This window comes from Amycolatopsis sp. NPDC039088 (genome assembly GCF_055598845.1).
Genome location: NZ_JBVKAE010000021.1, coordinates 58,467 through 83,089, shown reverse-complemented (window position 1 = coordinate 83,089; position 24,623 = coordinate 58,467). Strand labels below are relative to the sequence as shown.

Annotated in this window: 21 protein-coding genes and 1 pseudogene; 2 read left to right on the top strand and 20 right to left on the bottom strand. The window is 69.1% G+C overall.

Annotated elements, in window-relative coordinates:
• Positions 1-98: 98 nt before the first annotated feature.
• Together ACZ7KI_RS25660 and ggt are read right to left on the bottom strand one after the other, a co-directional pair.
• Positions 99-453 (bottom strand): annotated as a pseudogene (locus tag ACZ7KI_RS25660) (methionyl-tRNA formyltransferase); the annotation flags it as partial.
• Positions 454-632: 179 nt separating this feature from the next.
• Positions 633-2,444 (bottom strand): gamma-glutamyltransferase, encoded by a 1,812-nt coding sequence (gene ggt / locus ACZ7KI_RS25655; RefSeq protein WP_470275687.1) that lies wholly within the window; start codon positions 2,442-2,444, stop codon positions 633-635.
• A gap of 97 nt (positions 2,445-2,541) precedes the next feature.
• Between ggt and ACZ7KI_RS25650 the strand changes: the two genes are divergently transcribed.
• Positions 2,542-3,921 carry a pyroglutamyl-peptidase I gene (locus ACZ7KI_RS25650; protein ID WP_470275622.1) on the top strand — a complete coding sequence of 460 codons (1,380 nt, stop codon included), beginning with the start codon at positions 2,542-2,544 and terminating at the stop codon, positions 3,919-3,921.
• Between the two features lie 83 nt (positions 3,922-4,004).
• Here ACZ7KI_RS25650 and ACZ7KI_RS25645 read toward each other — a convergent pair whose 3' ends face one another.
• The 15 genes from ACZ7KI_RS25645 to pyrR all read right to left on the bottom strand — a co-directional run bounded on the left by ACZ7KI_RS25645 (position 4,005) and on the right by pyrR (position 20,874).
• Positions 4,005-6,098, bottom strand: a complete 2,094-nt coding sequence (locus ACZ7KI_RS25645; RefSeq protein ID WP_470275621.1) for a primosomal protein N' — start codon at positions 6,096-6,098, stop codon at positions 4,005-4,007.
• A 377-nt stretch (positions 6,099-6,475) separates the two neighbouring features.
• A complete protein-coding gene (gene metK / locus ACZ7KI_RS25640) occupies positions 6,476-7,678 on the bottom strand; it encodes a methionine adenosyltransferase (protein ID WP_470275686.1) in 1,203 nt (400 codons plus the stop codon).
• 96 nt (positions 7,679-7,774) lie between these two features.
• The gene (gene coaBC / locus ACZ7KI_RS25635; RefSeq protein WP_470275620.1) at positions 7,775-8,995 is read right to left on the bottom strand and encodes a bifunctional phosphopantothenoylcysteine decarboxylase/phosphopantothenate--cysteine ligase CoaBC; all 1,221 of its coding nucleotides are present in this window, start codon (positions 8,993-8,995) and stop codon (positions 7,775-7,777) included.
• Positions 8,996-9,158: 163 nt separating this feature from the next.
• A complete protein-coding gene (gene rpoZ / locus ACZ7KI_RS25630) occupies positions 9,159-9,425 on the bottom strand; it encodes a DNA-directed RNA polymerase subunit omega (RefSeq protein WP_037320858.1) in 267 nt (88 codons plus the stop codon).
• Entirely contained in the window at positions 9,422-10,078 is a 657-nt protein-coding gene (gene gmk / locus ACZ7KI_RS25625) for a guanylate kinase (protein WP_470275619.1), read from the bottom strand. Before gmk ends, rpoZ begins: the two co-directional genes overlap by 4 nt.
• Entirely contained in the window at positions 10,075-10,392 is a 318-nt protein-coding gene (gene mihF, locus ACZ7KI_RS25620; RefSeq protein ID WP_003096398.1) for an integration host factor, actinobacterial type, read from the bottom strand. The genes gmk and mihF overlap by 4 nt, the downstream gene beginning before the upstream one ends.
• A gap of 107 nt (positions 10,393-10,499) precedes the next feature.
• A complete protein-coding gene (pyrF, locus tag ACZ7KI_RS25615; RefSeq protein WP_470275618.1) occupies positions 10,500-11,339 on the bottom strand; it encodes an orotidine-5'-phosphate decarboxylase in 840 nt (279 codons plus the stop codon).
• Positions 11,336-14,650 (bottom strand): carbamoyl-phosphate synthase large subunit, encoded by a 3,315-nt coding sequence (gene carB, locus ACZ7KI_RS25610; RefSeq protein WP_470275617.1) that lies wholly within the window; start codon positions 14,648-14,650, stop codon positions 11,336-11,338. The genes pyrF and carB overlap by 4 nt, the downstream gene beginning before the upstream one ends.
• The gene (locus tag ACZ7KI_RS25605; RefSeq protein WP_470275616.1) at positions 14,650-15,246 is read right to left on the bottom strand and encodes a DUF4276 family protein; all 597 of its coding nucleotides are present in this window, start codon (positions 15,244-15,246) and stop codon (positions 14,650-14,652) included. The genes carB and ACZ7KI_RS25605 overlap by 1 nt, the downstream gene beginning before the upstream one ends.
• A complete protein-coding gene (locus tag ACZ7KI_RS25600) occupies positions 15,243-16,412 on the bottom strand; it encodes an AAA family ATPase (RefSeq protein WP_470275615.1) in 1,170 nt (389 codons plus the stop codon). The genes ACZ7KI_RS25605 and ACZ7KI_RS25600 overlap by 4 nt, the downstream gene beginning before the upstream one ends.
• Entirely contained in the window at positions 16,412-17,545 is a 1,134-nt protein-coding gene (gene carA / locus ACZ7KI_RS25595) for a glutamine-hydrolyzing carbamoyl-phosphate synthase small subunit (protein WP_470275614.1), read from the bottom strand. Before carA ends, ACZ7KI_RS25600 begins: the two co-directional genes overlap by 1 nt.
• Positions 17,545-18,054, bottom strand: a complete 510-nt coding sequence (locus ACZ7KI_RS25590; protein WP_470275613.1) for a PH-like domain-containing protein — start codon at positions 18,052-18,054, stop codon at positions 17,545-17,547. The genes carA and ACZ7KI_RS25590 overlap by 1 nt, the downstream gene beginning before the upstream one ends.
• Positions 18,051-19,352 carry a dihydroorotase gene (locus tag ACZ7KI_RS25585; protein ID WP_470275612.1) on the bottom strand — a complete coding sequence of 434 codons (1,302 nt, stop codon included), beginning with the start codon at positions 19,350-19,352 and terminating at the stop codon, positions 18,051-18,053. Before ACZ7KI_RS25585 ends, ACZ7KI_RS25590 begins: the two co-directional genes overlap by 4 nt.
• Positions 19,349-20,281 carry an aspartate carbamoyltransferase catalytic subunit gene (locus ACZ7KI_RS25580; RefSeq protein WP_470275611.1) on the bottom strand — a complete coding sequence of 311 codons (933 nt, stop codon included), beginning with the start codon at positions 20,279-20,281 and terminating at the stop codon, positions 19,349-19,351. Before ACZ7KI_RS25580 ends, ACZ7KI_RS25585 begins: the two co-directional genes overlap by 4 nt.
• Positions 20,278-20,874, bottom strand: coding sequence for a bifunctional pyr operon transcriptional regulator/uracil phosphoribosyltransferase PyrR (gene pyrR, locus ACZ7KI_RS25575; RefSeq protein WP_034311664.1), 597 nt, complete (start codon positions 20,872-20,874; stop codon positions 20,278-20,280). The genes ACZ7KI_RS25580 and pyrR overlap by 4 nt, the downstream gene beginning before the upstream one ends.
• Before the next feature lie 261 nt (positions 20,875-21,135).
• Here pyrR and bldD point away from each other — a divergent pair, with 261 nt between their 5' ends.
• Positions 21,136-21,624, top strand: coding sequence for a transcriptional regulator BldD (bldD, locus tag ACZ7KI_RS25570; protein WP_003096372.1), 489 nt, complete (start codon positions 21,136-21,138; stop codon positions 21,622-21,624).
• 209 nt (positions 21,625-21,833) lie between these two features.
• On the opposite strand, the gene nusB is transcribed toward bldD, so the two are convergent.
• The 3 genes from nusB to ACZ7KI_RS25555 are packed head-to-tail and all read right to left on the bottom strand — an operon-like array spanning position 21,834 to position 23,991.
• Positions 21,834-22,298: a transcription antitermination factor NusB gene (gene nusB / locus ACZ7KI_RS25565; protein ID WP_470275610.1), complete on the bottom strand. Its 465-nt coding sequence runs from the start codon at positions 22,296-22,298 to the stop codon at positions 21,834-21,836.
• Positions 22,298-22,861, bottom strand: coding sequence for an elongation factor P (efp, locus tag ACZ7KI_RS25560; protein ID WP_470275609.1), 564 nt, complete (start codon positions 22,859-22,861; stop codon positions 22,298-22,300). The genes nusB and efp overlap by 1 nt, the downstream gene beginning before the upstream one ends.
• Positions 22,862-22,899: 38 nt before the next feature.
• On the bottom strand, positions 22,900-23,991 hold the full coding sequence (locus ACZ7KI_RS25555) for a M24 family metallopeptidase (RefSeq protein ID WP_470275608.1): 1,092 nt from the start codon (positions 23,989-23,991) through the stop codon (positions 22,900-22,902).
• Positions 23,992-24,623 lie beyond the last annotated feature (632 nt).

Below are 24,623 nucleotides of genomic sequence, written 5' to 3'. Positions count from 1 at the left end.
ACACACCCCCACCAAAGACAAAAACCCGGGTGACTGTCCCCCCTCCTCCCCCCCCCCCCCCCCCCCCCCCCCCCCCCCCCCCACCACCCCCCCCCCCCCCCCCCCCCCCCACGCGGGCAGCAGCGAGAAGTGCAGGTTGACCCAGCCGTGCGCCGGGATGTCCAGCGCGGCCTGTGGCAGCAACGCCCCGTACGCGACGACGGGGCAGGCGTCGGGGGCGATCTCCGCGAGCCGGGCGAGGAACGCGGGGTCGCTCGCCTTCGGCGGGGTCAGCACCTCGATCCCGTGCTCGTCGGCCAGCGCGCCGATCGGGGAGCGGACGACCCGGCGGCCGCGGCCTGCCTGCGCGTCCGGACGGGTCACGACGGCGACGACCTCGTGCTGATCAGACGCGAGAAGCGCGCGCAGCGACGGGACGGCGGGTTCGGGGGTACCGGCGAAGACGAGGCGCATCAACGCACCTCCGCCGGCGGGACGGGTACCTCTGACTGGGCGAACATCGTGGCTCAGTCTAGAAGGGCCCCGGTGCCGGGGCGCGCTCGCTGTCCCTGTCCCCTCCGTAGAGCGCCATGAAAGGTCCTTTCCTCGCAAATTTTGCGAGGAAAGGACCTTTCATGGCACGCGCGGAGGCCCTACCGGGGCGGCCAGGGCAGCACGACGGCCGCCGAGCCGCCGCCCCGCCGCGTGGGTTCGGCGGCGGCGAGCCAGCGGCCGTCCCGCAGGCGTTCGACACCGGTCGCGGCCCCGATCTCCGCGGGCGCCGTCGAGAACCCCTGTCCCTTGGCCTTCAGGGCCTTGAGCACCTCGGTCTGGTCGAGGAACGCCTGCTCGACCTGCGCGGCCGCCGAGTTCCGCTGCGAGGCGCGCGGTTCGGCGATCGCGTCGACCAGTTTGAGACCGCGGTCGATGCGGCCGGTGAGGATCTGCAGCACCGTGGTGATGATCGACGCCCCACCGGGCGAACCGACCGCGAGCAGCGGCTTGCCGTGGTCGAGCACGATGGTGGGCGCCATCGACGAACGCGGCCGCTTGGCCGGGCCCGGCAGGTTCGGATCGGGCACGCCCGGCGTCACCGGGGTGAACGAGAAGTCGGTCAGCTCGTTGTTGAGCAGGAATCCGCGGCCCGGGACGACGATGCCGCTGCCGCCCTCCTGCTCGATGGTCAGCGTGTAGGCGACGACGTTGCCCCACCGGTCGGCGACCGTCAGGTGCGTGGTGTTCTCGCCCTCGTACGGCGTCGGCGCGGCGTTCGTCCCCGCGACACAGGGAGCCGGCTTACGCGGGTCGGCGGGCGCGACCGGGCTCGTCCCGGCCTTCGCCGGGTCGATCAGGCACGCGCGGCTGTCGGCGAACTTCTGGCTGATGAGTTCCTTCGCCGGGACGTCCACGAACGCCGGGTCGCCGATCCACCGGTTGCGGTCGGCGAAGGCGAGCCGGGTCGACTCCAGGAAGTAGTGCAGGTAGTCGGCCTTCTCCAGCTTGCTCAGGTTCGTGTTCTCGAGGATGTTCAGCGCTTCGCCGACGGTCAGCCCGCCGGACGACGGCGCGGGCATGCCGTAGACGTCGAGGCCGCGGTACTCGGTCTTGGTCGGCTTGCGCTCCACGACGCGGTACTTGGCGAGGTCGGCCGCGGTCATGTCGCCGGGACGCGCCTTCAGCGTCGAAGCGGGGTCGACCGGCGGTGTCCGCACGGTCTTGACGACGTCCGCGCCGATCGGCCCGTGGTAGAGGACGTCGGTGCCTTTCGCGGCGAGTTGCGCGTACGTGCCCGCCAGGTCGGGGTTCTTGAACGTCGTTCCGACCGCGGGCGGCGCGCCGCCGGGCAGGTACAGCGACCTGGTCGACGGGAACGCCGAGAAGCGGGCGGCATTGTTCGAGATCTGGGTGTTGAAGGTCTGGTCGACAGTGAAGCCCTTGCGGGCGAGGTCTTCGGCGGGTTTGACCGCCTTCGCCAGTGACCTGGTCCCCCACTTCCGCAGCGCTTCCTGCCAGGTGGCGGGCGTACCGGGCACGCCGACGCCGAGCCCGCTGGTGACGGCTTCGGCGAACGGGATCGCCTTGCCGTTCTCGACGAAGAGGTTCTCGTTCGCGGTGGACGGCGCGGTCTCGCGGCCGTCGAGGGTGTGCACCTTGCCGGAACGCGCGTCGTAGTAGACGAAGAAGCCGCCACCGCCGAACCCGGCGGAGAACGGATCGGTGACGCCGAGCGCGGCGGCGGTCGCGACGGCCGCGTCGACGGCGTTGCCGCCCTCACGCAGGATCTTCGTGCCGATCGCGGTCGCGTCCGCGTCGATGCTCGAGACGGCGCCCAGGTAGCCGACGGCGGTCGGGGATTTGGGTGTCGGTGGTGCCGCGGCCGCGACACCCGGCGCGGCTGCGGCGACCAGGGCGGCGATCGCGGTGACTGCGGTGATGCGTCCCAATGTGCTTCTGTGCGCGGCCATGGCGCGAGTCTGCCCCGCCTGTCCACCCCGGACAAGACCCGGCCAGACCTGCGAACGTCGGTAGTGCGGCCAGGCCTCGATGAGCAGAATGCGGTCCATGAAGACTCCCGGCAGGCGATGGAGCGCGTTCCTCCCGCTCCTCGTCGCTCTTCCCGTGCTCGCGGTCCCCGGCGTCGCGCAGGCCGAAACCACGCGTGCCTGTTTCGACGACTCGGCGGCCATCACGGTCGAGGAACGGCGCCTCACCGCGACGATGCCGTCAGGCGGTCCCGCGGTCGGCCCGGAACTCGTCCGGCTCGCCGGGTTCGACAAGCTCGTCTCCGACTTCACGACGCGTCTCTGCGCCACGAAAACCGCCGCGCGCGCCGAGAAGCTCGCGGAAACCGCCGGTGACGGGCTCTGGCGGACCGCCGTCGACCGAGCGCAGGGCCGCCGCCCCGATCTCGGCGCTATCGACAAGGCCGACGACCGGCCGCTGTACTGGGCGCGCCTGCTGATGAGCAAGGCGCTGCGCCAGTGGACGCCGCGCTTCCCGCTGTCCGCCCCCGCCCGTGCGGCGCTGCTGAAGACGTTCGACTTCGGCGCCCGGGGCCTCGACGACTCCCGCTTCCCGCTCGGCCCGTCGCTGCGCCGGGTGCTGGTGAGCGGCTTCGACCCGTTCACCCTCAACGGCGCGGGCGTCCGTATCGCGAACCCGTCGGGCGCGGCCGCGCTGCATCTGGACGGCAAGGTGATCCAGACCCCGACCGGTCCCGCGCTGGTGCAGGCGGTGTCGTTCCCGGTGGTGTGGAGCTACTTCGACGCTGGCATCGTCGAGGCGGCCTACGGCAAGGCGTTGAAGGACCGCTTCCGCCGCCCGGAACTGATCATGACGATCAGCCAGGGCCGTCCCGGCCGGTTCGACATCGAGCGCTGGGCCGGTGCGTGGCGCGGCGGTTTCCCGGACAACCTCGACGCCTCGGTCGTCGGCCATGTCCCGCCGGCGAGCGGCTGGCCGCAGCCCGCCGTCCAGTTCATCGAAACCACGCTGCCGTACGAAAAGATGCTCGCCGCGCCCGCCGGGGCGTATCAGGTGCTGTACAACCAGGCGTTCTGTGTCTGGCCGGACAGCGGTCACCCCGGGACGGGGACGGCGGTCTGCCGGACGGACGCGCCGAAGCCCGGCGAGATCGCGGCTTCCGGTGGCGGCGGCAACTATCTGTCCAATGAGTCCATGTACCGCAGCAACCGGCTCCGGACGGGCCTCGGTCTGGACGGTGTCGCGGGCGGGCATCTGCACACGCCCGTGCTCGGCACGCCCGCCGATCCCTCGGCGCTGACCGACGCCGATTTCGAGGCGCGGCGGGCGGCGATCTCGGCGCAGATCGTCGCGCTGCTCACCGCGGCCCTGGGTGGTACGGCGACTACGTCTACTACGCCCGCTCCGGGCGCTTCGCCCCGCGCCGACGTCCTCGCGATCCCCGGCACGACGCTCTAGCCCCCATGCATTTCGTCCTCTAAATGCGGTAGTTGCGTGCGCAAGGACCGCGTTTAGAGGACGAAACGCGGGGTTCCCGGGGCCTAGATGAGCTCCAGGGGGTCCAGCTGGATCCGGATGGGCTCGGGGGCCTTGCGCGCGTCCCGCCGGGCGGCGGCCGCGTGGACGGCGGCGGCGAGCGCCTTCCCGTGCGGACGCGCGACCCGGACCAGGGCGCGCTCACGTTCGGCGTTGCCGTCCTCGTCGACGTCGCCGAGCGGCACCGGGCCCAGCACCTCGCCGGTCTCCGGCAGGGCGAGGTCGTCGAGCAGCCCGGCGACCGCGTCCGGGGTGCCCTCGATACTCGCCATCCGCATCGCGGGCGGGAAGCCGAGTTCACGCCGTTCGGCCAGTTCCTGGCTCGCGTGCCAGCCCGGATCCCAGCGCACCAGCGCCTGCACGACCGCGAGACCCGCTTCGGCGCCGACGAACACACGTCCGCCTTCGGTCCCCGGCCGCACCAGTGCCGCGGCCGCCATCCAGCGGCGCAAGGTCTCTTCCCCCGCGCGCAGGTCCTGCCGCCCCAGCAACGCCCAGCCGTCCAGCAGGAGTGCCGCGCCGTAGCCGCCTTCCGCGATCGGCTCGGCTCCGGGCGTGCACACCACCAGCGCCGGTTTTCCGGGCACCGAAGCCAAGACCTCCGTCGCGCCCGAGGTCCGCACCGGGAATCCGGAGAAGGCGCGGCCCAGTTCCTCCGCGGTCCGCTTGGAGCCGACGACGACCGCCCGCAGCCGCACGGAACCGCAGGCGGCGCAATGGAAGTTCGTCTCGGGGACACCGCACCACCGGCAGGCGGGCGGTCTCGGTGAGCCGTCGATCAGGCCGCCGGGCAAGGACAGCGGGCCCGCGCACCGACGGCAGTGCGCCGACGTCCGGCAGTTGCCGCAGGCGAGCCCGGGAACGTACCCGCGACGCGGAACCTGCACCAGCACGGGAAATCCACCGGCCAGCGACTGCCGCGCCGCCTCGAACGCGACCGACGGAAGCCGTGCGGCCTTCGCTGCTTCGTCCCGGGCGACGTCGAAGTCCTCGCCGACCGGCGTGACGCGCGGTGCGGCGGCCCGCAGTTCGGGCCTGGCCGCCACGAGCGGCTGCGCCCACCCCGACTCCACCAGGAACTGTGCCTCGGCGGTCCGCGCGAAACCGGCTACGAGCATCGATCCTTTCGCGGCGTGCGCGCGGTCCATCAGCACGTCCCGGACGTGGGGATACGGGGCGTGCTGGTCGAGGTGGACGTCGTCGCCGTCGTCCCACACCACGAACAGCCCTGGATCGGCGACCGGCGCGAACATCGCCGCGCGCGTGCCGACGACGACGCGGACCGCGCCGCGCAACACCGCGAGCCAGCGACGGTAGCGCTCGGCGGGACCCAGCCCGGCGATCAACGCGACCACCGCGCCCTCACCCAGCAACGAGACGCAAGCGTCGTGCAGCCGCGTGAGATCGCGATGGTCGGGGACGACCATCACGACGCCGCGGCCGGCGGCGGCCGCCACCGCGGCGGCTTCGGCGAGGCGGCGCGGCCAGTCCTCCCCCGGCAGTGCCTGCCAGACGGCGTTGGCGGGACGCCGTTCCGCGACGGCCTCCAGGAACGCGGGCCCGCTCTGGTACTTCTCCCAGGCGGTGGTTTCGGGGGCCTCCGGCGTCGGGGCGGGTTCGGCGGGCGGCTCGCCCTCGACCTTCGCGTGCCGGGACGGGATGGCCAGCCGCAGGACGTCGCTGAGCGTGCCGCCGTACCGGTCCGCGACCGACCGGCAAAGTGTGTGCAACGCCGGGGGCAGCACCGGCTCGCTGGAGGTCACCCTGTCGATGTACGCGAGCTTCCCGGTGAACTCCGTGGTGTCAGCGCGTTCGATGAGATACCCGTCGACGAGCTGGCCCGCGAACCGGACGCGCACGCGGCAACCGGGCACGGCGGCTTCGTGGAGCTTCTCCGGGATCTGATAGTCGAAGGTCCGGTCGAGATGCGTGAGCGGGATGTCCACGACGACGCGGGCGACCGGGTTCTCGGGCGCGGGGTTCTGCGCTCCCCGGCGGCTGGCGGTTTTCGCGCGTGACGGTTTGGCCTTCCGCGCCGGCTCGGCCTTCGGCGGCTCCGGAAGCTCCCACAGCGGGGTCGGTTCGGGACTGCTGCTCACCCGGTGATCTCTACCAGACTCGCTCACCACGGGCTGTCACCGGCGTGAGATGAAAGGTCCTTTCCTTGCGAAATTTGCAAGGAAAGGACCTTTCATCTCACGCGCTGCTGGGGCACGTCCGTGAAGGGCTCCGTGAAGGACTCGTATTTGTTTACCCACTGGTGTGGACCTTGTGCTGGTTGCCGGTGCGATCGGGCGGGGACACTCAAAGTCGCCGATCACGGACTAGGGCGACCCACATGGACCAGCAGTCACAGTGATGCCGAGGTAACTCGACCTTCACACGTTCCCCAGTAGGCAAGCAGGCACACGTAGTGAAGGCCTCCTTCCCTACCCTCAAGGTAGGCAAGGAGGCCTTCACGGACGGAACGGAAGCCTCAGGCGCCTGCGGCCGACTTCAGGTCCGAGGCCCGCGCCGTGCTCTCCCACGGGAGATTCAGCTCAGGACGACCGAAGTGGCCGTACGCGGCCGTCGGCGCGTAGATCGGGCGAAGCAGGTCGAGGTCGCGGATGATCGCGGCCGGACGCAGGTCGAAGACCTCCGTGATGGCGGCCTGGATCTTCGACGGGTCGACCGTCTCGGTGCCGAAGGTCTCGACGAAGAGGCCCACCGGGGCCGCCTTGCCGATCGCGTACGCCACCTGGACCTCGGCGCGCGAGGCGAGACCGGCGGCGATGACGTTCTTCGCCACCCAGCGCATCGCGTACGCGGCCGAGCGGTCCACCTTGGAGGGGTCCTTGCCGGAGAAGGCGCCGCCACCGTGGCGGGCCATGCCGCCGTAGGTGTCGACGATGATCTTGCGGCCGGTCAGGCCCGCGTCGCCCATCGGGCCACCGATGACGAAGCGGCCGGTCGGGTTCACCAGCAGCCGCACGTTGGAGGTGTCGAGGCCGAGCTCGGCGATCTCCGGGGCGACCACGTGCTCACGGACGTCGACGCCGAGCATCTGCTCGAGGTCGATGCCGTCGGCGTGCTGGGTGGACACGACCACCGTGTCGAGCCGCACCGGCTGGTCGCCGGCGTACTCGATGGTGACCTGGGTCTTGCCGTCCGGGCGCAGGTACGGCAGCACGCCGTCCTTGCGGACCCGGGTCAGCCGCTGCGAGAGCCGGTGCGCGAGCGCGATCGGCAGCGGCATCAGCTCGGGGGTGTCCGAGCAGGCGTAGCCGAACATCAGGCCCTGGTCGCCGGCACCCTGGCGGTTGATCTCGTCCTCGTCGGACTCGACGCGGGACTCGTACGCGGTGTCGACACCCTGCGCGATGTCGGGCGACTGGGAGCCGATGGCGACGTTGACGCCGCAGGAGTTGCCGTCGAAGCCCTTGGCCGAAGAGTCGTAGCCGATCTTCAGGATCACATCGCGGACGATGGTCGGGATGTCCGCGTAGGCCTCGGTGGTCACCTCGCCGGCGACATGCACCTGCCCGGTGGTGATGAGGGTTTCGACCGCCACCCGGCTGCGGGGGTCCTTGGCCAGCAGTCCGTCCAGGATGGAGTCGCTGATGGCGTCGCAAATCTTGTCGGGATGACCCTCGGTCACCGATTCCGATGTGAACAGTCTGCTGGTGGACGCGGTCACGGTGGCCGTCACTTCCTCACCTAGACGTCTGATGCCCAGAAAGTTAGGCACCCCTTAGCTTGCACTCAAGCGTACTGACTATCGTTCAAGGCACGGTCAACGCTTCATCAAGGTCACAACAGCGTCCCACAATGTGGACGCCAGTTCGGCCTTGGCGCCGAGCGGGATCGGGATCTCGGTTCCGTCGGCCCCCAGAAGCCAGCCGGAATTGTCTTCGGTCCCGAAGGCCTTTCCCTCGCCGACGGCGTTCACCACCAGCAGATCAGCACCCTTACGCTTCAATTTGACCCGAGCATGGTCGAGAACGCCACCCTTATCGTCCCCTGTTTCCGCGGCGAACCCCACGATCAACCGGCCTTCCGTGCGGTTCCGCACCAGCTCGGCCAGGATGTCCGCGTTGCGGGCGAGTTCGACGACGGGATCCGGCGAGTCGTCGGACTTCTTGATCTTGTGCTCGGCCCGGTTCGACGGCCGGAAGTCGGCGACGGCGGCGGCCATCACGACGACGTCGGCGGAGGCGGCCTCGGCGTGCATCGCCTGGCGCATCTCTTCGGCGGTCGACACGTGGACGACCCTCGCGCCTGCCGGTTCCGGCAACGCGACGGTGTGGGCGGTGACCAGGGTGACCTCGGCGCCGCGCTGCACGGCGACCCGGGCCAGTGCGTAGCCCTGCTTGCCCGACGAGCGGTTGCCCAGGTACCGGACCGGGTCCAGTGGTTCACGAGTGCCGCCCGCGGAAATCGCCACGCGCACGCCTTCGAGGTCGCGTGGGAGGGCGTTCGGCACGGCGAGCAGGAGCCGGGCGAGGTCGACGATCTCGGCCGGGTCGGCCAGGCGGCCCTTCCCGGTGTCGGCCCCGGTGAGCCTGCCGGCGGCGGGTTCGGCGACGACCAGTCCGCGCGAGCGCAGCAGCGCCACGTTGTCGCGGGTGGCCGGGTGCTCCCACATCTCGGTGTGCATCGCCGGGAAGAAGGCGACCGGGCACCGGGCGGTGAGCAGGGTGTTCGTCAGCAGATCGTCCGCGATGCCGTGCGCGGCCTTGGCGAGCAGGTTCGCCGTGGCGGGGACGACGATCACCAGGTCGGCTTCCTTGCCGACGCGGACGTGCTGGACCTCGGGCACCTCGGTGAACACGCCGGTGTGCACCGGGTTCCCCGACAATGCCTCGAAGGTGGCCGCGCCGACGAAGTTCAGCGCGGCTTCGGTGGGGACCACGCGGACGTCGTGACCGGATTCGGTCAGTCCGCGCAGGACCTCACAGGCCTTGTAAGCGGCGATCCCGCCGCCTACGCCCAGAACGATCCGAGGCTTACTCAACGGTGTTCTCGGCGGCTTTGCGCGGGACCGCGATCGGGCTGCCAGGGCACGTCACTTCAACCGCCTCGCTCACGCTGATCAATGCCCTGCCATCCCGATAGCGGGGCCTTCGGCCATGCCGCGCCGAGTGGTCACCTTGGCGGCCGCCGTGGCCATTGAGTGCCTACTCACCCTCGGTGTGCTCGAGCAGGCCACCGTGGATCTCGCGCAGGGCGATGGACAGCGGCTTCTCGCGCGGGCCCGGCTCGACCAGCGGGCCGACGTACTCCAGCAGACCCTCGCCCAGCTGGGCGTAGTAGTCGTTGATCTGACGAGCGCGCTTGGCCGCGTAGATCGCCAACGCGTACTTCGAGCTGACCTTTTCGAGCAGGTCGTCGATGGGCGGGTTGGTGATGCCTTCGAGTTCTTCGTTCAGGATGGCCTGGGTCACTCGTGGTGCTCCGAATCTTCAAAGTTCTGGTCGCCGGTTATCAAGTTTAGCAACTGCTCGGCGGCGTCCCGCACGTCGGCGTTGACGACGCGCTCGTCGAACTCGCCGGCGGCGGCCAGTTCGCGTTCGGCCTCGGCCAGCCTGGCCTGCACGGCCGCCTGGTTCTCGGTGCCGCGGCCGGTCAGCCTGCCGACCAGTTCGTCCCACGACGGCGGCATCAGCATCACCAGCCGGGCCTCCGGCATCGCCTTGCGGACCTGCCGCGCGCCCTGGAGTTCGATCTCCAGTACCGCGTTGCGCCCGGCCGCCAGAGCCCGCTCGACGGGCTCGCGCGGGGTGCCGTAGCAGTTGCCGGTGAACTCGGCGTGCTCCAGCAGCCTGCCCTCGGCCACCATGCGGTCGAACTCGGCTCGGTCGATGAAGTGGTAGTGCTCGCCGTCGACCTCACCCGGCCTCGGCTTCCTGGTGGTCACCGAAACACTGAAATAGATCTCCGGATCCAGCTTGCGCAGCTCCCCGACCACGCTCGACTTCCCGACTCCCGAAGGCCCCGATACGACCGTGAGCCGGTGCCGGGAAAAAACTCCCGCCACCGGCTCACCGCCGCGGTCAGCGCCCGGGTTCACCGGGTGGTCCTGACCGTCGCCGCTCACTCGCCGCTGAATTCGGCCAGCAGCGCCTTGCGCTGCCGGTCGCCGAGGCCGCGAAGACGACGGCTGGGTGCGATCTCCAGTCGTTCCATGGTCTGCTGGGCACGGACCTTGCCGACGCCCGGAAGAGCCTCGAGCAGAGCCGAGACCTTCATCTTGCCGAGGACTTCGTTCTCCTCGGCCTGCTTCAACACGTCGACCAGAGTGGTACCGCCCCGCTTCAGCCGCTCCTTCAGCTCAGCACGGATGCGGCGGGCGGCGGCGGCCTTCTCCAGCGCCGCAGCGCGCTGTTCCTCTGTCAGCTGGGGAAGTGCCACGTTTTCCTCCGGTAGTTCTCAAATCTGGGTGGGTGTGGCGACGGTACCCACCCGTTACCTCGGCCCACAATGCGGGGGTGGCTGGTCATGACCGATTCCCGGGCCTGCTATTGGCCGTTTTCCAGGGAGGTGAGGGAATCCCGTGTCCGCCGAACGGCCGCACGCAACGCCTCGGGGTCCGGTCCGTGCTTGAGGACGTCGCGGGAGGACGCCGGGAGCACACCCGGCAGTCCTGACCCGAAAAGGCCCCGCAAATCGGCCACAGTGGCTCCCTGGGCCCCGAAACCGGGTGCCAGGACAGGACCGTTCAACGCGCTCAGGTCGAGCTCTCCCGGCGCGATGGTGGCGCCGACGACGACGCCGATGTCACCCAGAGGGCTTTGGTCAGCATTAAAGCCGCCGGCGGTGTCGACGATGTCCTGCGCGACGGTCTTTCCGTTGGGCAGCAAGGCGTTCTGCAGTCCCTGCGCCTCGGGGTTCGACGTACGCGCGAGGACGAACAGGCCTTTGCCCTGCGCTTGGGCGACGTCGATCGCGGGCGCCAGTGAACCGAACCCGAGATACGGCGACACGGTGATGGCGTCGGCCTCGAGTTCCGCGCCCGTGGGCAGGAACGCCGCCGTGTACGCCGCCATCGTCGAACCGATGTCGCCGCGTTTGACGTCCAGCAGGACGAGCGCGCCCGCTTCCCGGCACACCTTCATCGTCTTGGCCAGAACGGCGACGCCAGGAGGCCCGTAGGCCTCGAAAAAGGCCGACTGGGGCTTGATCACCGCGACCTCGGGCGCGATCGCCTCAGCGGCGGTCAGGGCGAACTTCTCCAAGCCGCCCGCGTCCGCCGGAAGACCCCACGCCTGGAGCAGTCCCGGATGGGGGTCGATCCCGGCGCAGAGCGGTCCCTTTTCCGCGACCGCCCGCGCCAGCCTCGCCCCGAACCGTTCGCTCATGCTTTGGCCTTCAGCGCCGCCTGGAGGCTCTGCAGCGACCGCACGCCGATGTCACCCTTGATGACGGCCTCTATCCCGTGCACGGCCGCCGCGGCGCCCTGCACCGTGGTGATGCACGGGATGTCCCGCGACACCGCGGCGGTGCGGATCTCGTAACCGTCGATACGCGGGCCGCTGTTGCCGTACGGGGTGTTGATCACCATCTGCACCTCGCCGCTGAGGATGACGTCCACGACGTTCTGCTCCCCTTCGGCCGAACCTTCGTAGTGCTTGCGCACGACGGTGCAGGCGATTCCGTTGCGCCGCAACACTTCCGCGGTACCGGAGGTGGCGAGGATCTCGAAACCGAGGTCCGCCAGCCGCTTCACCGGGAACACCAGCGAACGCTTGTCGCGGTTGGCGACGGAGACGAACACCTTGCCCGACGTCGGCAGCGAACCGTAGGCACCGGCCTGCGATTTGGCGAACGCCTTGCCGAAGGAGACGTCGACGCCCATGACCTCGCCGGTGGACTTCATCTCCGGGCCGAGCAGCGAATCGACACCGTGGCCCTCGGGGGTGCGGAAGCGGTGGAACGGCAGGACCGCCTCCTTGACCGCGACCGGCGAATCGGCGGGCATGTGTCCGCCGTCACCCTCGGCCGGGAGCACCCCGGAGGCGCGCAGGTCCTTGATCGACGAGCCGGTCATGATCAGCGCCGCGGCCTTCGCCAGCGGCACCGCGGTCGCCTTCGACACGAACGGCACCGTCCGCGAGGCGCGCGGGTTGGCCTCCAGGACGTAGAGGACGTCGTCCTTGAGCGCGTACTGGACGTTCAGCAGGCCGCGGACGCCGACGCCGCGCGCGATGGCCTCGGTCGAGCGGCGCACCGTCTCGATGTCGGTCCGGCCCAGCGTGATCGGCGGCAGCGCGCAAGACGAGTCGCCGGAGTGGATCCCGGCCTCCTCGATGTGCTCCATGACGCCGCCGAGGAACAGCTCCTCGCCGTCGAAGAGCGCGTCGACGTCGATCTCGATGGCGTCGTCGAGGAACCGGTCGACCAGCACCGGGTGCTCGGGGGTGACCTCGGTGGCGCGGTGGATGTAGCCGGCGAGGGACTCCTCGTCGTAGACGATCTCCATCCCGCGCCCGCCGAGCACGTAGGACGGCCGCACCAGCACCGGGTAGCCGATCTTGTCGGCGATCCGCTTCGCGCCCTCGAACGAGGTCGCCGTGCCGTACTTCGGCGCGGGCAGCCCGGCGTCGGTGAGGACCTCGCCGAACGCGCCGCGGTCCTCGGCGAGGTGGATCGCGTCCGGGGAGGTGCCGATCACCGGGACACCGGCGTCGGCGAGGCGCTTCGCGAGCGAGAGCGGGGTCTGGCCGCCCAGCTGCACGATGACCCCGGCGACGGTGCCCGACTCCTGCTCGGCGTTGACCACTTCCAGCACGTCCTCGAACGACAGCGGCTCGAAGTAGAGCCTGTCCGAGGTGTCGTAGTCGGTGGAGACGGTCTCGGGGTTGCAGTTGACCATGACCGCTTCGAAACCGGCCTCGCGCAAGGCGATCGCGGCGTGCACGCACGAGTAGTCGAACTCGATGCCCTGCCCGATGCGGTTCGGGCCGGAGCCGAGGATGAGCACCTTCGGCTTGTCGGTCTGCGCGGTGATCTCCGACTGCGCCGCGGGGTCGGTCTCGTAGGCCGAGTAGTGGTACGGCGTCTTGGCCGCGAACTCGGCCGCGCAGGTGTCGACGGTCTTGTACACCGGCCGCACGCCGAGCCGTCGCCGCAGCGCGCGGACGCCGTCCTCACCGGCCAGTTCCGGCCGCAGGGCGGCGATCTGGCGGTCCGAGAGCCCGGTGCGCTTGGCGCGGCGCAGCAGCGGCTCGTCGAGCACCTGCGCGTCACGGACCTCGGCGCCGACCTCGCCGATGAGGGCGATCTGGTCGATGAACCACGGGTCGATACCCGAGGCTTCGTGGATCTCCTCGACGGTGGCGCCGAACCGCAGCGCCCGCTCGACCTCGTAGATCCGCCCGTCGTGCGGCGTGCGCAAAGCGTCCAAAATGGACTCCTTGGTCGCGCCTTCGGGATCGGGACGGGTCCAGAAGCCGGTGGCCTTGGTGTCGATGGACCGCAGTGCCTTGCCGAGCGCCTCGGGGAAGCTGCGGCCGAACGACATCGCCTCGCCGACGCTCTTCATCGTCGTGGTCAGCGTCGGGTCCGCGCCGGGGAACTTCTCGAAGGCGAACCGCGGCACCTTCACCACGACGTAGTCCAGCGTCGGCTCGAAGGCCGCCGGGGTCTCGCCGGTGATGTCGTTGCGGATCTCGTCGAGGGTGTAGCCGATGGCGAGTTTCGCGGCGATCTTGGCGATCGGGAACCCGGTCGCCTTCGACGCCAGCGCGCTGGAGCGCGAGACCCGCGGGTTCATCTCGATGACGACCATGCGGCCGTCGGCCGGGTTGATCGCGAACTGGATGTTGCAGCCGCCGGTGTCTACGCCCACCTCGCGCAGCACCGCGATACCGACGTCGCGCATGTGCTGGTACTCACGGTCGGTCAGGGTCATCGCGGGCGCGACGGTGACCGAGTCGCCGGTGTGCACGCCCATCGCGTCGATGTTCTCGATCGAGCAGACGACCACCACGTTGTCGTGCCGGTCGCGCATGAGCTCGAGTTCGAACTCCTTCCAGCCGAGGACGCTCTCCTCGATGAGCACCTCGGTGACCGGCGACTCGGTGAGCCCGGTGGAGGCGAGGCGTTCCAGTTCGGCGTCGGTGTGCGCCATGCCCGAGCCGAGCCCGCCCATGGTGAACGACGGCCGGATGACCACCGGGAGGCCGACCTCGGCGACGGTCGCGCGGACCTCGTCCATGTCGTGGCAGACCCGCGAGCGGGGCACCTCGGCACCGATCGTGCGGACGATGTCCTTGAACTTCTGCCGGTCCTCGCCGCGCTGGATGGCCTCGACGTCGGCGCCGATCAGTTCGACGCCGTACTTCTCGAGCACACCGCGCTCGTGCAGGGCGACCGCGCAGTTCAGCGCCGTCTGCCCGCCGAGGGTCGCGAGGATCGCGTCGGGGCGCTCCACGGCGATGACCTTCTCGACGAATTCCGGCGTGACCGGCTCGATGTAGGTGGCGTCGGCGAACTCGGGGTCGGTCATGATCGTCGCCGGGTTCGAGTTCACCAGCGAGACCCGCAGGCCCTCTTCACGGAGCACGCGGCAGGCCTGGGTGCCCGAGTAGTCGAACTCGGCGGCCTGCCCGATCACGATCGGCCCGGAGCCGATGACCAGCACGTGCTGGATGTCTGTCCTCTTCGGCATTAGTTTTCCTCACTCACCAGGCGCCGCAGACCGTCGCGGAAGACCTGAAAACTCTGGGAACGATTGTTCTCTACATCCATGTGCGGCGCGATCTCACGGGCCGCAGCGACCTTCGCCAGCCGACCACGGTGGTAACCCTTTGACTGCAGGAGATGCTCGAGGGTTCGTGATGCCTTTCCGGTGCCTTCCGGATCCCGGAACCGTGCTTGCCTGTCCAGATCCTTCGGGACGCGTGCGTAGGCCATGCACAAGGCGGCGATGTCACCGAGGAACCACGATTCGAGCTCGTCGATCACGATGCGGTGCAGGATCGCGCCGGGCGCTATCCCCGCGTCCTCCCCGATACGGACCAACGTGTTCTTCAGCTTCAGGCAATCGTCGGCATCCCGGTCGAGCACCACCACGATCCGGAACTCTTCCCAGGAAAGCCGGGAGGCGTAGCCACGCAGTACTCCGGGCAGGCGCTTGAGCAGGTCCGGCTTCCCTTGGAACCGACGAACGGCGAACGAGGCATCGAGGCCGACGATCTTCGGCACCAATATCTCCAACGCAGCCTCGGCTGACGGTTCCTCGACCAGGATCTCCAAGTGGCTCACCGGGGCCGCCCCGACCTCGCCAAGGGATCGCCGAGACCGAAATATCCTTCCGTCCAGAGGTTCCCGAGGAGGCCACCGGCCTCCACCATGGCCACCAGCTGAGGAATATCGGCCGCACGCCGGGCATTCGCCGCACCCGATTCGTCGCGGAACATCATCCAGACCTCGTCTGGCCGCAAGGCGTCGACGAACTGAGGAGCGTGTGTCGCGACGATGACCTGACCGGCTCCCGCCGTTCCGCGAGACTCCTCGGCGAGGAGGTAGTGCAGCTGCGGATGGACCTGATTCTCCGGCTCCTCGACCAGGAGTACCGACGTATCGGTGCGAAGTGCGACCAAATGGCCGAGCAGTTGCAGCGTCCCGTCGGAAATGTTCTCCGGCGGGACGAGACCCGGGGCGCCCTGTTCGCGCAGCCGCACGATCCAGCTGCCGTCACCGGTCCGGAATGGCTCGATGTCTTCCAGCCTCGGCACGTATCTGCGCAGTGAGTGCAGGATCGCCGCCCACTGATCCGGCTGTTCGGCGCGGAGCCGTTCAACGACTCCGCCAATGTTCTGACCGGACGAGGAAAGGCGCGCCGTCTGGCTGGTCTTCATACCTTTTCTCATCGAGCCGACATCCAGATCGGAAACCAGGATCCCGGACACGAACCGGTGAAACCGGCCGATTTCGGCGTGAGCTTTGAGCTGGCTCGCCAAGCTGACTCCGAGTACATCGGGCGAGGCGAGTTCTACCTGCTGCCGGCTGCCAGGCCGGGAGACGGTCCCCTGTCCATGCCTGAACTCGAGAACCTCGACGGGGTCCTCGGCTTCGGACGCGCCCCAGGTCAGGTGCTCCTCGACGACCACCGGCACGTCGTCCCGGTGATCGACCACGAGCCGGTATCGCCCGAAAGCGCCCTCGATGTAGCAGGTCAGCTCGATCTCGAGAGGTCCCGTTTCCCCACCTGCGCCGAGATCGACACTCCCGCCCCGGCGCTCCCACGCTTGACTCACCCCTCCCCGGAATGAATCCGACAGGAAGCTCAAGGCGTCGAAGATCGTGGACTTCCCACTGCCGTTGGGGCCCAGCAGCGCCGTCACGGGAGTCAGGTCGTTCAGCTCGATGTCCCGCAGTACCCGGTAGTTGCGGATCCGGATATGTTCGATCCCGGTGGACAAGACCATTACTTGGCCTTCTCCATCAAAGCGGCGAACTCATCGAACAGGGGGGCCGCGTCGTGCGGACCGGCGGCGGCCTCGGGGTGGTACTGCACCGAGAACGCGGGGACGTCGAACGCGCGGACACCTTCGACGGTGTCGTCGTTCGGGCAGTAGTGCGAGATCTGCGCGGCGCCGAACGGCGTCTCGAACCGCTGGCCCGGTTCGCCTTCGAGGGCGAACCCGTGGTTCTGCGCGGTGATCGCGACCCGTTTGGTCGCCACGTCGATCACCGGGATGTTGATCCCGCGGTGGCCGTAACGCATCTTGTAGGTGCCCAGTCCCAGCGCGCGGCCGAGGATCTGGTTGCCGAAGCAGATGCCGAACAGCGGGATTTCCCGCTGCAGCACCGCTTTCGTCAGCTCCGTCGCATGCGCGGTGGTCGCCGGGTCGCCGGGACCGTTGGAGAGGAAGACACCGTCCGCCTCGACCGCGAGCAGTTCGTCCACAGTGGACGACGAGGGCAGTACGTGCACCTCGATGCCGCGCGCGGCCATCATGCGCGGGGTGTTGGACTTGATGCCCAGGTCCAGCGCGGCGACGCGGAAGCGGGTCTCCCCCTGCGCCTTGACCACATACGGCTGCTTCGTGGTGACCTCGCCGGCGAGGTCGGCGCCCTTCATCTGCGGGCTGGCCTTCACCTCGGCGAGCATCTCCTCGTCGGTGCCGAGCGCGTCACCCGAGAAGACGCCGGACCGCATGGCGCCCTGCTCGCGCAGGTGCCGGGTCAGCGTGCGGGTGTCCACTTCGGAGATCCCGACGACGCCCTGGCGCTCCAGTTCCTCGTCCAGCGTGCGCTTGGAGCGCCAGTTGGACGGCGTGCGCGCCGGGTCACGGACGACGTAACCCGAGACCCAGATGCGGGCGGACTCGTCGTCCTCGTCGTTCCAGCCGGTGTTGCCGATCTGCGGCGCGGTCTGGACCACGATCTGCCGGTGGTAGGAGGGGTCGGTCAGCGTCTCCTGGTAGCCGGTCATGCCGGTGCAGAACACCGCCTCGCCCAAGCTGCGGCCACGGGCGCCGTATGCGGAGCCGCGGAAGATCCGGCCGTCTTCGAGTACCAGCGCGGCAGGCACACGGGTGCCGTTCAGGGTGCTCATCAGGCACCTCCCTTGATGTCGTTGCGAGTGTCTTGCAAAGCTTCGATCCACTGTGGATAGTCGTCGACGTCGTCGCCGCGGAATCCGGTGTCCAGTTCGACGTCCCCGGCGAGCCAGGTGATGACGAGCAGCGCGTCGATGCCCATCACCTTCCCGGCCATCCCCTTGTCCTTGCGGACGCCGGTGATCGCCGACCGGGGGATCCAGAAGTCCGGGGCGCCGCCGCGTTCGATGGCGACGCCGTCTTCGTGCAGCCGCCAGACCGCGCCGGTGCGCAGACCGGCGCCGCGGGTGACCACGCGGTCCTGCCAGTGCCCCGCCGTCGTCGTGCTGACGTAGAGACCGGTTGATTCGAGCAACGCCTCACCGGGTTCGGCGGGGATGTCAGCGAACGGCGGCACCTGGACGCTCTGGGTCCGCGACTTCCGCCGCCAGCCACGCCACATCAGGAAGACGCAGAGCAGGAAGAAGACGAAGACCGCCAGGGTCAGCAGGATCCGGTCGCTCATGGTGCGATCTTCCCTTCCCGCGCGGTGATCCGCCCGCGCAGCAACGTCGCCGTCACCACGCCGGGGAGCCGCATTCCTTCGTACGGGGTGTTCGCCGCGATACTCGCGAACTCCGCGCCCCGAACGGTCCATTCGGTGTCCGGATCGACCAGCGTCAGGTTGGCCGGTTCGCCGACCTCGATCGGACGGCCGTGGTCGGACAGGTTCCCGATCTCGGCGGGCCGCTCGCTCATCACGCGCGCGACACCCCGCCAGTCGAGCAGGCCGGTGCGGACCATGGTCTCGACCACGATCGACAACGCGGTCTGCAGGCCGAGCATGCCGGGGCGGGCCGAGTTCCACTCGCAGTCCTTGTCCTGGACGGCGTGCGGCGCGTGGTCGGTGGCGACGCAGTCGATGACACCCTCGGCCAGCGCGGCGCGCAGCTTCTCGGCGTCGGACTCCGTGCGCAACGGCGGGTTGACCTTGTTGACCGGGTCGTAGGTGGCCAGCCGCTCGTCGGTCAGCAACAGATGGTGCGGGGTGACCTCGGCCGAGACCTTGGTGCCCCGCTCCTTGGCCCACTTCAGGATGTCCGCGGTGCCCGACGTCGAAACGTGGCAGACGTGCAGCCGCGCGTTCGCGTGCTCGGCGAGCAGGCAGTCACGGGCGACGATCGACTCCTCCGCCGAAGCGGGCCAGCCGGTGTAGCCCAGGCGCGCGGCCTGCTCACCCTCGTGCGCCTGCGCGCCGACGGTCAGCCGCGGCTCCTCGGCGTGCTGGGCGATGACCACGCCGAGCGCGGTCGAGTACTCCAGCGCGCGGCGCATCAGCAGCGGGTCCGCGACGCAGAGGCCGTCGTCGGAGAAGACCTTCACCTGAGCCTCGGACTTCGCCATGGTGCCCAGTTCGGCGAGCTTCTCGCCCTTGAGCCCCACGGTGACCGCGCCGACCGGGTGCACGTCGACCAGGCCGGCCTCCTGGCCGCGCCGCCACACGTGGTCGACGATCACCGCGTTGTCGGCCACCGGATCGGTGTTGGCCATGGCGAACACCGCGGTGTAGCCGCCGAGCGCGGCCGCGGCCGAACCGGTCGCGATGGTCTCGGTGTCCTCGCGACCGGGTTCACGCAGGTGGGTGTGCAGATCGACGAAACCGGGGAGCAGCACCTGGCCGCCCGCCTCGATGACTTCGGCGTCTGTGTCGTCGTCGGGGACGTCGAGGGATCCGATGTCCGTGATGACGCCGTCCTCGACGAGCACGTCGACCGGATCGCCCTCGCCGTAGGGTCGGGCGCCCTTGATCAGGACGGTGGTCACGCGGCGGCTCCTTCGCTGGCGAGCAGGTGGTAGAGGACCGCCATGCGCACGTGGACGCCGTTGCGGACCTGTTCGGTGATGGCCGACGCCGGGGAGTCGGCGACCGCCGAGGCGATCTCCATCCCGCGCAGCATCGGGCCGGGGTGCAGGACGACGGCGTGCTCGGGCAGCAGCTTCATCCGTCGTTCGTTGAGGCCGTAGGCGATCGAGTACTCGCGCGCGCTCGGGAAAAAGCCCCCGTGCATGCGTTCGGCCTGGACCCGCAGCATCATGACCGCGTCGAGCGCGGGCAGTTCGGCGTCGAGTTCGTGCGACACCGTGACCGGCAGGCTTTCGACGCCCGCGGGCAGCAGCGTCGGCGGCGCGACGAGCACCACCTCGGCGCCCAGCGCCGACAACAGGTGGATGTTCGACCGCGCGACCCGGCTGTGCAGGACGTCGCCGACGATCGCGATGCGGCGGCCCTCCAGCGAGCCCAGCCGCTCCCGCAACGTCGCCGCGTCGAGCAGCGCCTGGGTCGGGTGCTCGTGGGTGCCGTCGCCGGCGTTGACCACCGCCGTCCCGGCCTCGGCGAGCCAGCCCGAAAGCCGCTGCGCCGCACCGGAAGCGGGGTGCCTGATGATCACGCAGTCGGCGCCGGCCGCGGCAAGCGTCAGCGCGGTGTCCCGCAGTGATTCGCCTTTGTTGACCGAAGAACTGGACGCGGAGACGTTGATCACGTCGGCGCTCATCCACTTCCCGGCGATCTCGAACGAGACGCGGGTGCGGGTCGAGTTCTCGTAGAACAGCGTGATGACGGTGCGGCCCCGCAAGGTCGGGAGCTTGCGGACTTCGCGGCCGAGCAGCGTGTGCTTGAGCTCTTCCGCGGTGTCCAGCACGGCTGTCGCGAGCGCCGGGTCGAGCCCGTCGGTGGCGAGCAGGTGCTTCACGATCGGTCTCCTTCTGGTTGCGCCCGCAGCAGAACCGAGTCCCGTCCGTCCACTTCGGACAGCAGGACCTCGATTCCCTCGGCACGCGAGGTGGGCACGTTCTTGCCCACGTAGTCGGCGCGGATCGGCAGTTCGCGGTGGCCGCGGTCGACCAGCACGGCCAGCTGGACCGCGCGCGGGCGGCCGTGGTCGCGCAGGGCGTCGAGGGCGGCGCGGATGGTGCGGCCGGAGAACAGCACGTCGTCGACGAGGATCACCACCGCGTCGTCGATACCGGTCGGCGGCAGCTGCGAATGTTCGAGCGCGCGGGGCGGGCGGCGGCGGAGATCATCACGGTAGAGCGTGATGTCCAGCGCGCCGGTCGGCGGACGGATGCCGGAGAACTCGGCGATCTTGTCCGCGAGCCGCAGGGCGAGCGGGGTACCCCGGGTAGGGATGCCCAGCAACACGGGTGGAGTCGACCCACCGGCACCGAGAGCGGTCTTCTCGATGACCTGATGGGCCATTCGGGCTATCGTGCGCGCGACATCGCCGGACGAGAGCAGCTCACGCTCTCCCGCCGGTTCCGCCGCGCCACGTGGACGTGACGACAAGGCGGACCTCCTTCCCCGCCTCTCTGGACGGGTCCTTAAAGGACGTCGACTTCCTGCTTGGCGAGGAAATCGGATCGACACTAGCAGGAGCGGGCCCTCCTTCTTACGGGTGGCGCGCCCCAGGTGACGAAGGCCTCGCGAAAGCACCCGCTTGACCTGGTGACAACTATGCGTAACCATTACTCTGAGTATTCGACTCTAGGAGTCCCCTGGACCGGTCACCCCCGACCGGTCGGGGGTGAGGAAACGGAGAACCACCAGATGGGCGATTACGCCAAGGCGCTCGGGGCCAAGCTCCGCGGGATCCGCCAGCAGCAGGGCCTGTCCCTGCACGGGGTCGAGCAGAAGTCCGGAGGCCGGTGGAAGGCCGTCGTCGTCGGTTCGTACGAGCGTGGCGACCGCGCCGTGACCGTGCAGAAGCTCGCCGAGCTGGCCGATTTCTACGGCGTGCCGGTGGTCGAACTGCTGCCGGAGGGACGGGTGCCCTCTGGCGCCGAACCCGCCACGAAGATCGTCATCAACCTGGAGCGTCTCCAGCAGCTCCCGGCGGAGAAGGTCGGGCCGCTCGCCCGCTACGCCGCCACCATCCAGAGCCAGCGCGGCGACTACAACGGCAAGGTGCTCTCCATCCGCACCGAAGACCTGCGTTCGCTGGCGATCATCTACGACATGACCCCCGGCGAGCTCACCGAGCAGCTGATCGACTGGGGTGTGCTGCCGCCAGAGGCTCGACCGTCCAAAGAGGACTAGTTTGTTTATCGCGCGGCCGGAAACACGTCTACGGGCCGTGCCTTGACAAGGCACGGCCCGTTAACATGAAGGCGGCCCGCAGCCGCGTTTCCGGGGCCTGACGGCCAAAACGCGCGACTCCAAGGGATCAAAAGACCTTGGTCACCTTGACCTTGGTCACCTCAGCCTTGGTCACCTCAGCCTTGGTCACCTGATCGTGGTCACCATTGTCATAGGACCGCGCGCAGGCGGTCGGCGATGGTGCCGATCCGGCCGAGCACGCCGTTCACGAACCGCGGCGAGTCGTCGGTCGACAACTCCTTCGCCAGTCCGACGGCCTCGTCGATGGCGACCGGGTCCGGCACGTCCGGGGCCCACAGCAGCTCGTAGACACCGACCCGGAGCACCGCGAGATCCACCGGCGGCATCCGGTCCAGCGTCCAGCCCTGAGCGTGCTCCGAGAGCAGCTCGTCGATCTGGGCCCGGCGCCCGGTGACGCCCTCGACCAGCGAGATCGTGTAGTCCCCGATCGGGTCGACCTCGACCGAACCGACGCGGTCGGCCAGCAGCGTCACCGCGTCGGCACCGCGCTGGGCGGCCTCGTACATCATCTCGACGGCACGCTTGCGGGCCTGGCGACGGCTGATCGGCCCACCGCGGTTCGGTGACTTACCGGTTTTGTCTGAGCCTGCCATCAGCTGGAGACGCGACCCAGGTAGCGGCCGTCACGGGTGTCGACCTTGATCTTCTCGCCGGTGGTGAGGAACAGCGGCACCTGGATCTCGGCGCCGGTCTCCAGGGTGGCGGGCTTGGTGCCACCGGTGGAGCGGTCGCCCTGCAGGCCGGGGTCGGTGTGCTGGACGATCAGCTCGACCGAGGTCGGCAGCTCGATGTACAGCGGGACGCCGTCGTGCACCGCGACCTGGGCCTCGGTGTTCTCCAGCAGGTAGTTCGCATTGTCACCGACGGTCTCGGCCAGCACGGTGATCTGGTCGTAGGTCTCCGAGTCCATGAACACGAAGTCCTGACCTTCCTTGTACAGGTAGGTCATGTTCCGGCGGTCGACGGTGGCCGTATCGACCTTCGTGCCCGCGTTGAAGGTCTTGTCGACGACCTTCCCGGTCAGGACGTGCTTGAGCGTGGTGCGCACGAACGCACCGCCCTTGCCCGGCTTGACGTGCTGGAACGCGGTGACGGTCCACAGCTGGCCGTCGAGGTTGAGGACGAGCCCGTTCTTCAGGTCGTTGGTGGTGGCCACGAGTGTGCAGTCTCCTGTGTCGATCTTCCGGGCCGCCGTCAGACGACCACGAGTTCCTTGGTGCTCAGTGTGAGGAGTTCGGGCGTACCTTCCCGCACGACCAGCGTGTCCTCGATGCGCACGCCACCGCGGCCGGGCAGATACACACCAGGCTCGACGGTGACCGCCATACCGGCGGTCAGTGTACCGACGCCCGTGGTAGCGAGGCTGGGCGCCTCGTGCACCTGCAGTCCGACGCCGTGGCCGAGGCCGTGACCGAACTCCTCGCCGCGCCCCGCGTCGGCGATCACGCCGCGGGCCGCTTTGTCCACTTCGGACACTTTGGCGCCGGGGAAGACCGCGTCACAGCCCGCCGCCTGCGCGCGCTGGACCAGCTCGTAGACCTCCTCCTGCCACGCCGCGGGCTTGCCGAGCACGAACGTGCGGGTCATGTCGGAGTGGTAGCCGTCGACCGTGGCGCCGAAGTCGATCTTGACGAAGTCGCCGGTCGCGAGCACGGCCGAGGTCGGCCGGTGGTGCGGGATCGCGGAGTTGACGCCCGCCGCGACGATCGTGTCGAACGACGGCCCGGTCGACCCGTGGCCGAGCATCCGGTTCTCCAGGTCGCGGGCGACGTCCAGCTCGGTGCGGCCCGGCCGGAGCCCGCCGGAGGACACCAGATCCTCCAGTGCCCGGTCGGCCGCCGCGCACGCCTGGCGCAGCGCCTCGATCTCCTGCTCGTCCTTGACCAGCCGCAACTGCTCCACGAGACCCGGAGTGCGGACCAGTTCGACGCGGTCGAAGCGCACCTTGAGGTCCTCGTGCTGCTCGACGCTGACGTGCTGGCTCTCGAAGCCGGTCTTGCCGAGCTTCTTCTCGGCCGCGAGGTCGGCCAGCTTCGCCGCGCTCGCGCGGTCCAGCACCCGTTCGAGGTCGGGCACCTCCGTCGCCGACTGGACCGTGTAGCGGCCGTCGGTGCAGAAGATCGTCTTGTCGTCGCCGCTCGCGTGGACGAGGAGAGCGGCGTTGGACCCGGTGAAGCCGGTCAGGTACCTGATGTTGAGCAGGTCCGTGACCAGCAGCGCGTCCACCCCGGAGTCGGCAAGCAGGGAACGCAGCGCCGCACGGCGGCGAGAGAAGTATTCACGCACGTGATGGAGTTTAGGGGGTGGAGCCCCCGCGCGAGACCGGCCGCTTTGGCGAGACCCCGCATCCAGAGGACTGAACGCGGCCGGGCCGGGCGCATTTATTTGAGGGGTAAGTCAAATGTGTCGTGTCGCGGGCTGTGGTCGCTGCTGCCTACGCGTTTCCCTGGTGGTGAAGGCTTCCTTGCCTACGCTGACGGTAGTGAAGGAGCCCTTCACTACCGTCAGGCGTGATCCCTGGTGACAGTGGGACGGCTGTGACATCAACGTCCCGTCTTGAAGTCCGTGAAGGCCTCCTTGAGGGACCCAGAGTCCCTCAAGGAGGCCTTCACGGACTTACCACCCACCACGCCACCCTTGCCTTACCCCTCAATAACCCTCATTAACACTCACGACCCCCTTCGAAACCGTAAATATAGGCATCAATCGGACATGAAGTCGTCTAATGGTGTCCCCTGTGGACAGTCAAGGAGGCCCCACTGTCTCAGTGGGGAGTCCTTGATTGCGACCAGTCCGCGAAGGTCTCCTTCGCTACCTTCAGGGTAGGGAAGGGGACCTTCACATCAGCGAGGCGATCACGCCACGTTTGACTTACCCCTCAATAGTCCTCTGGATGCGTGGGGCGGGCGGGTCGCTAC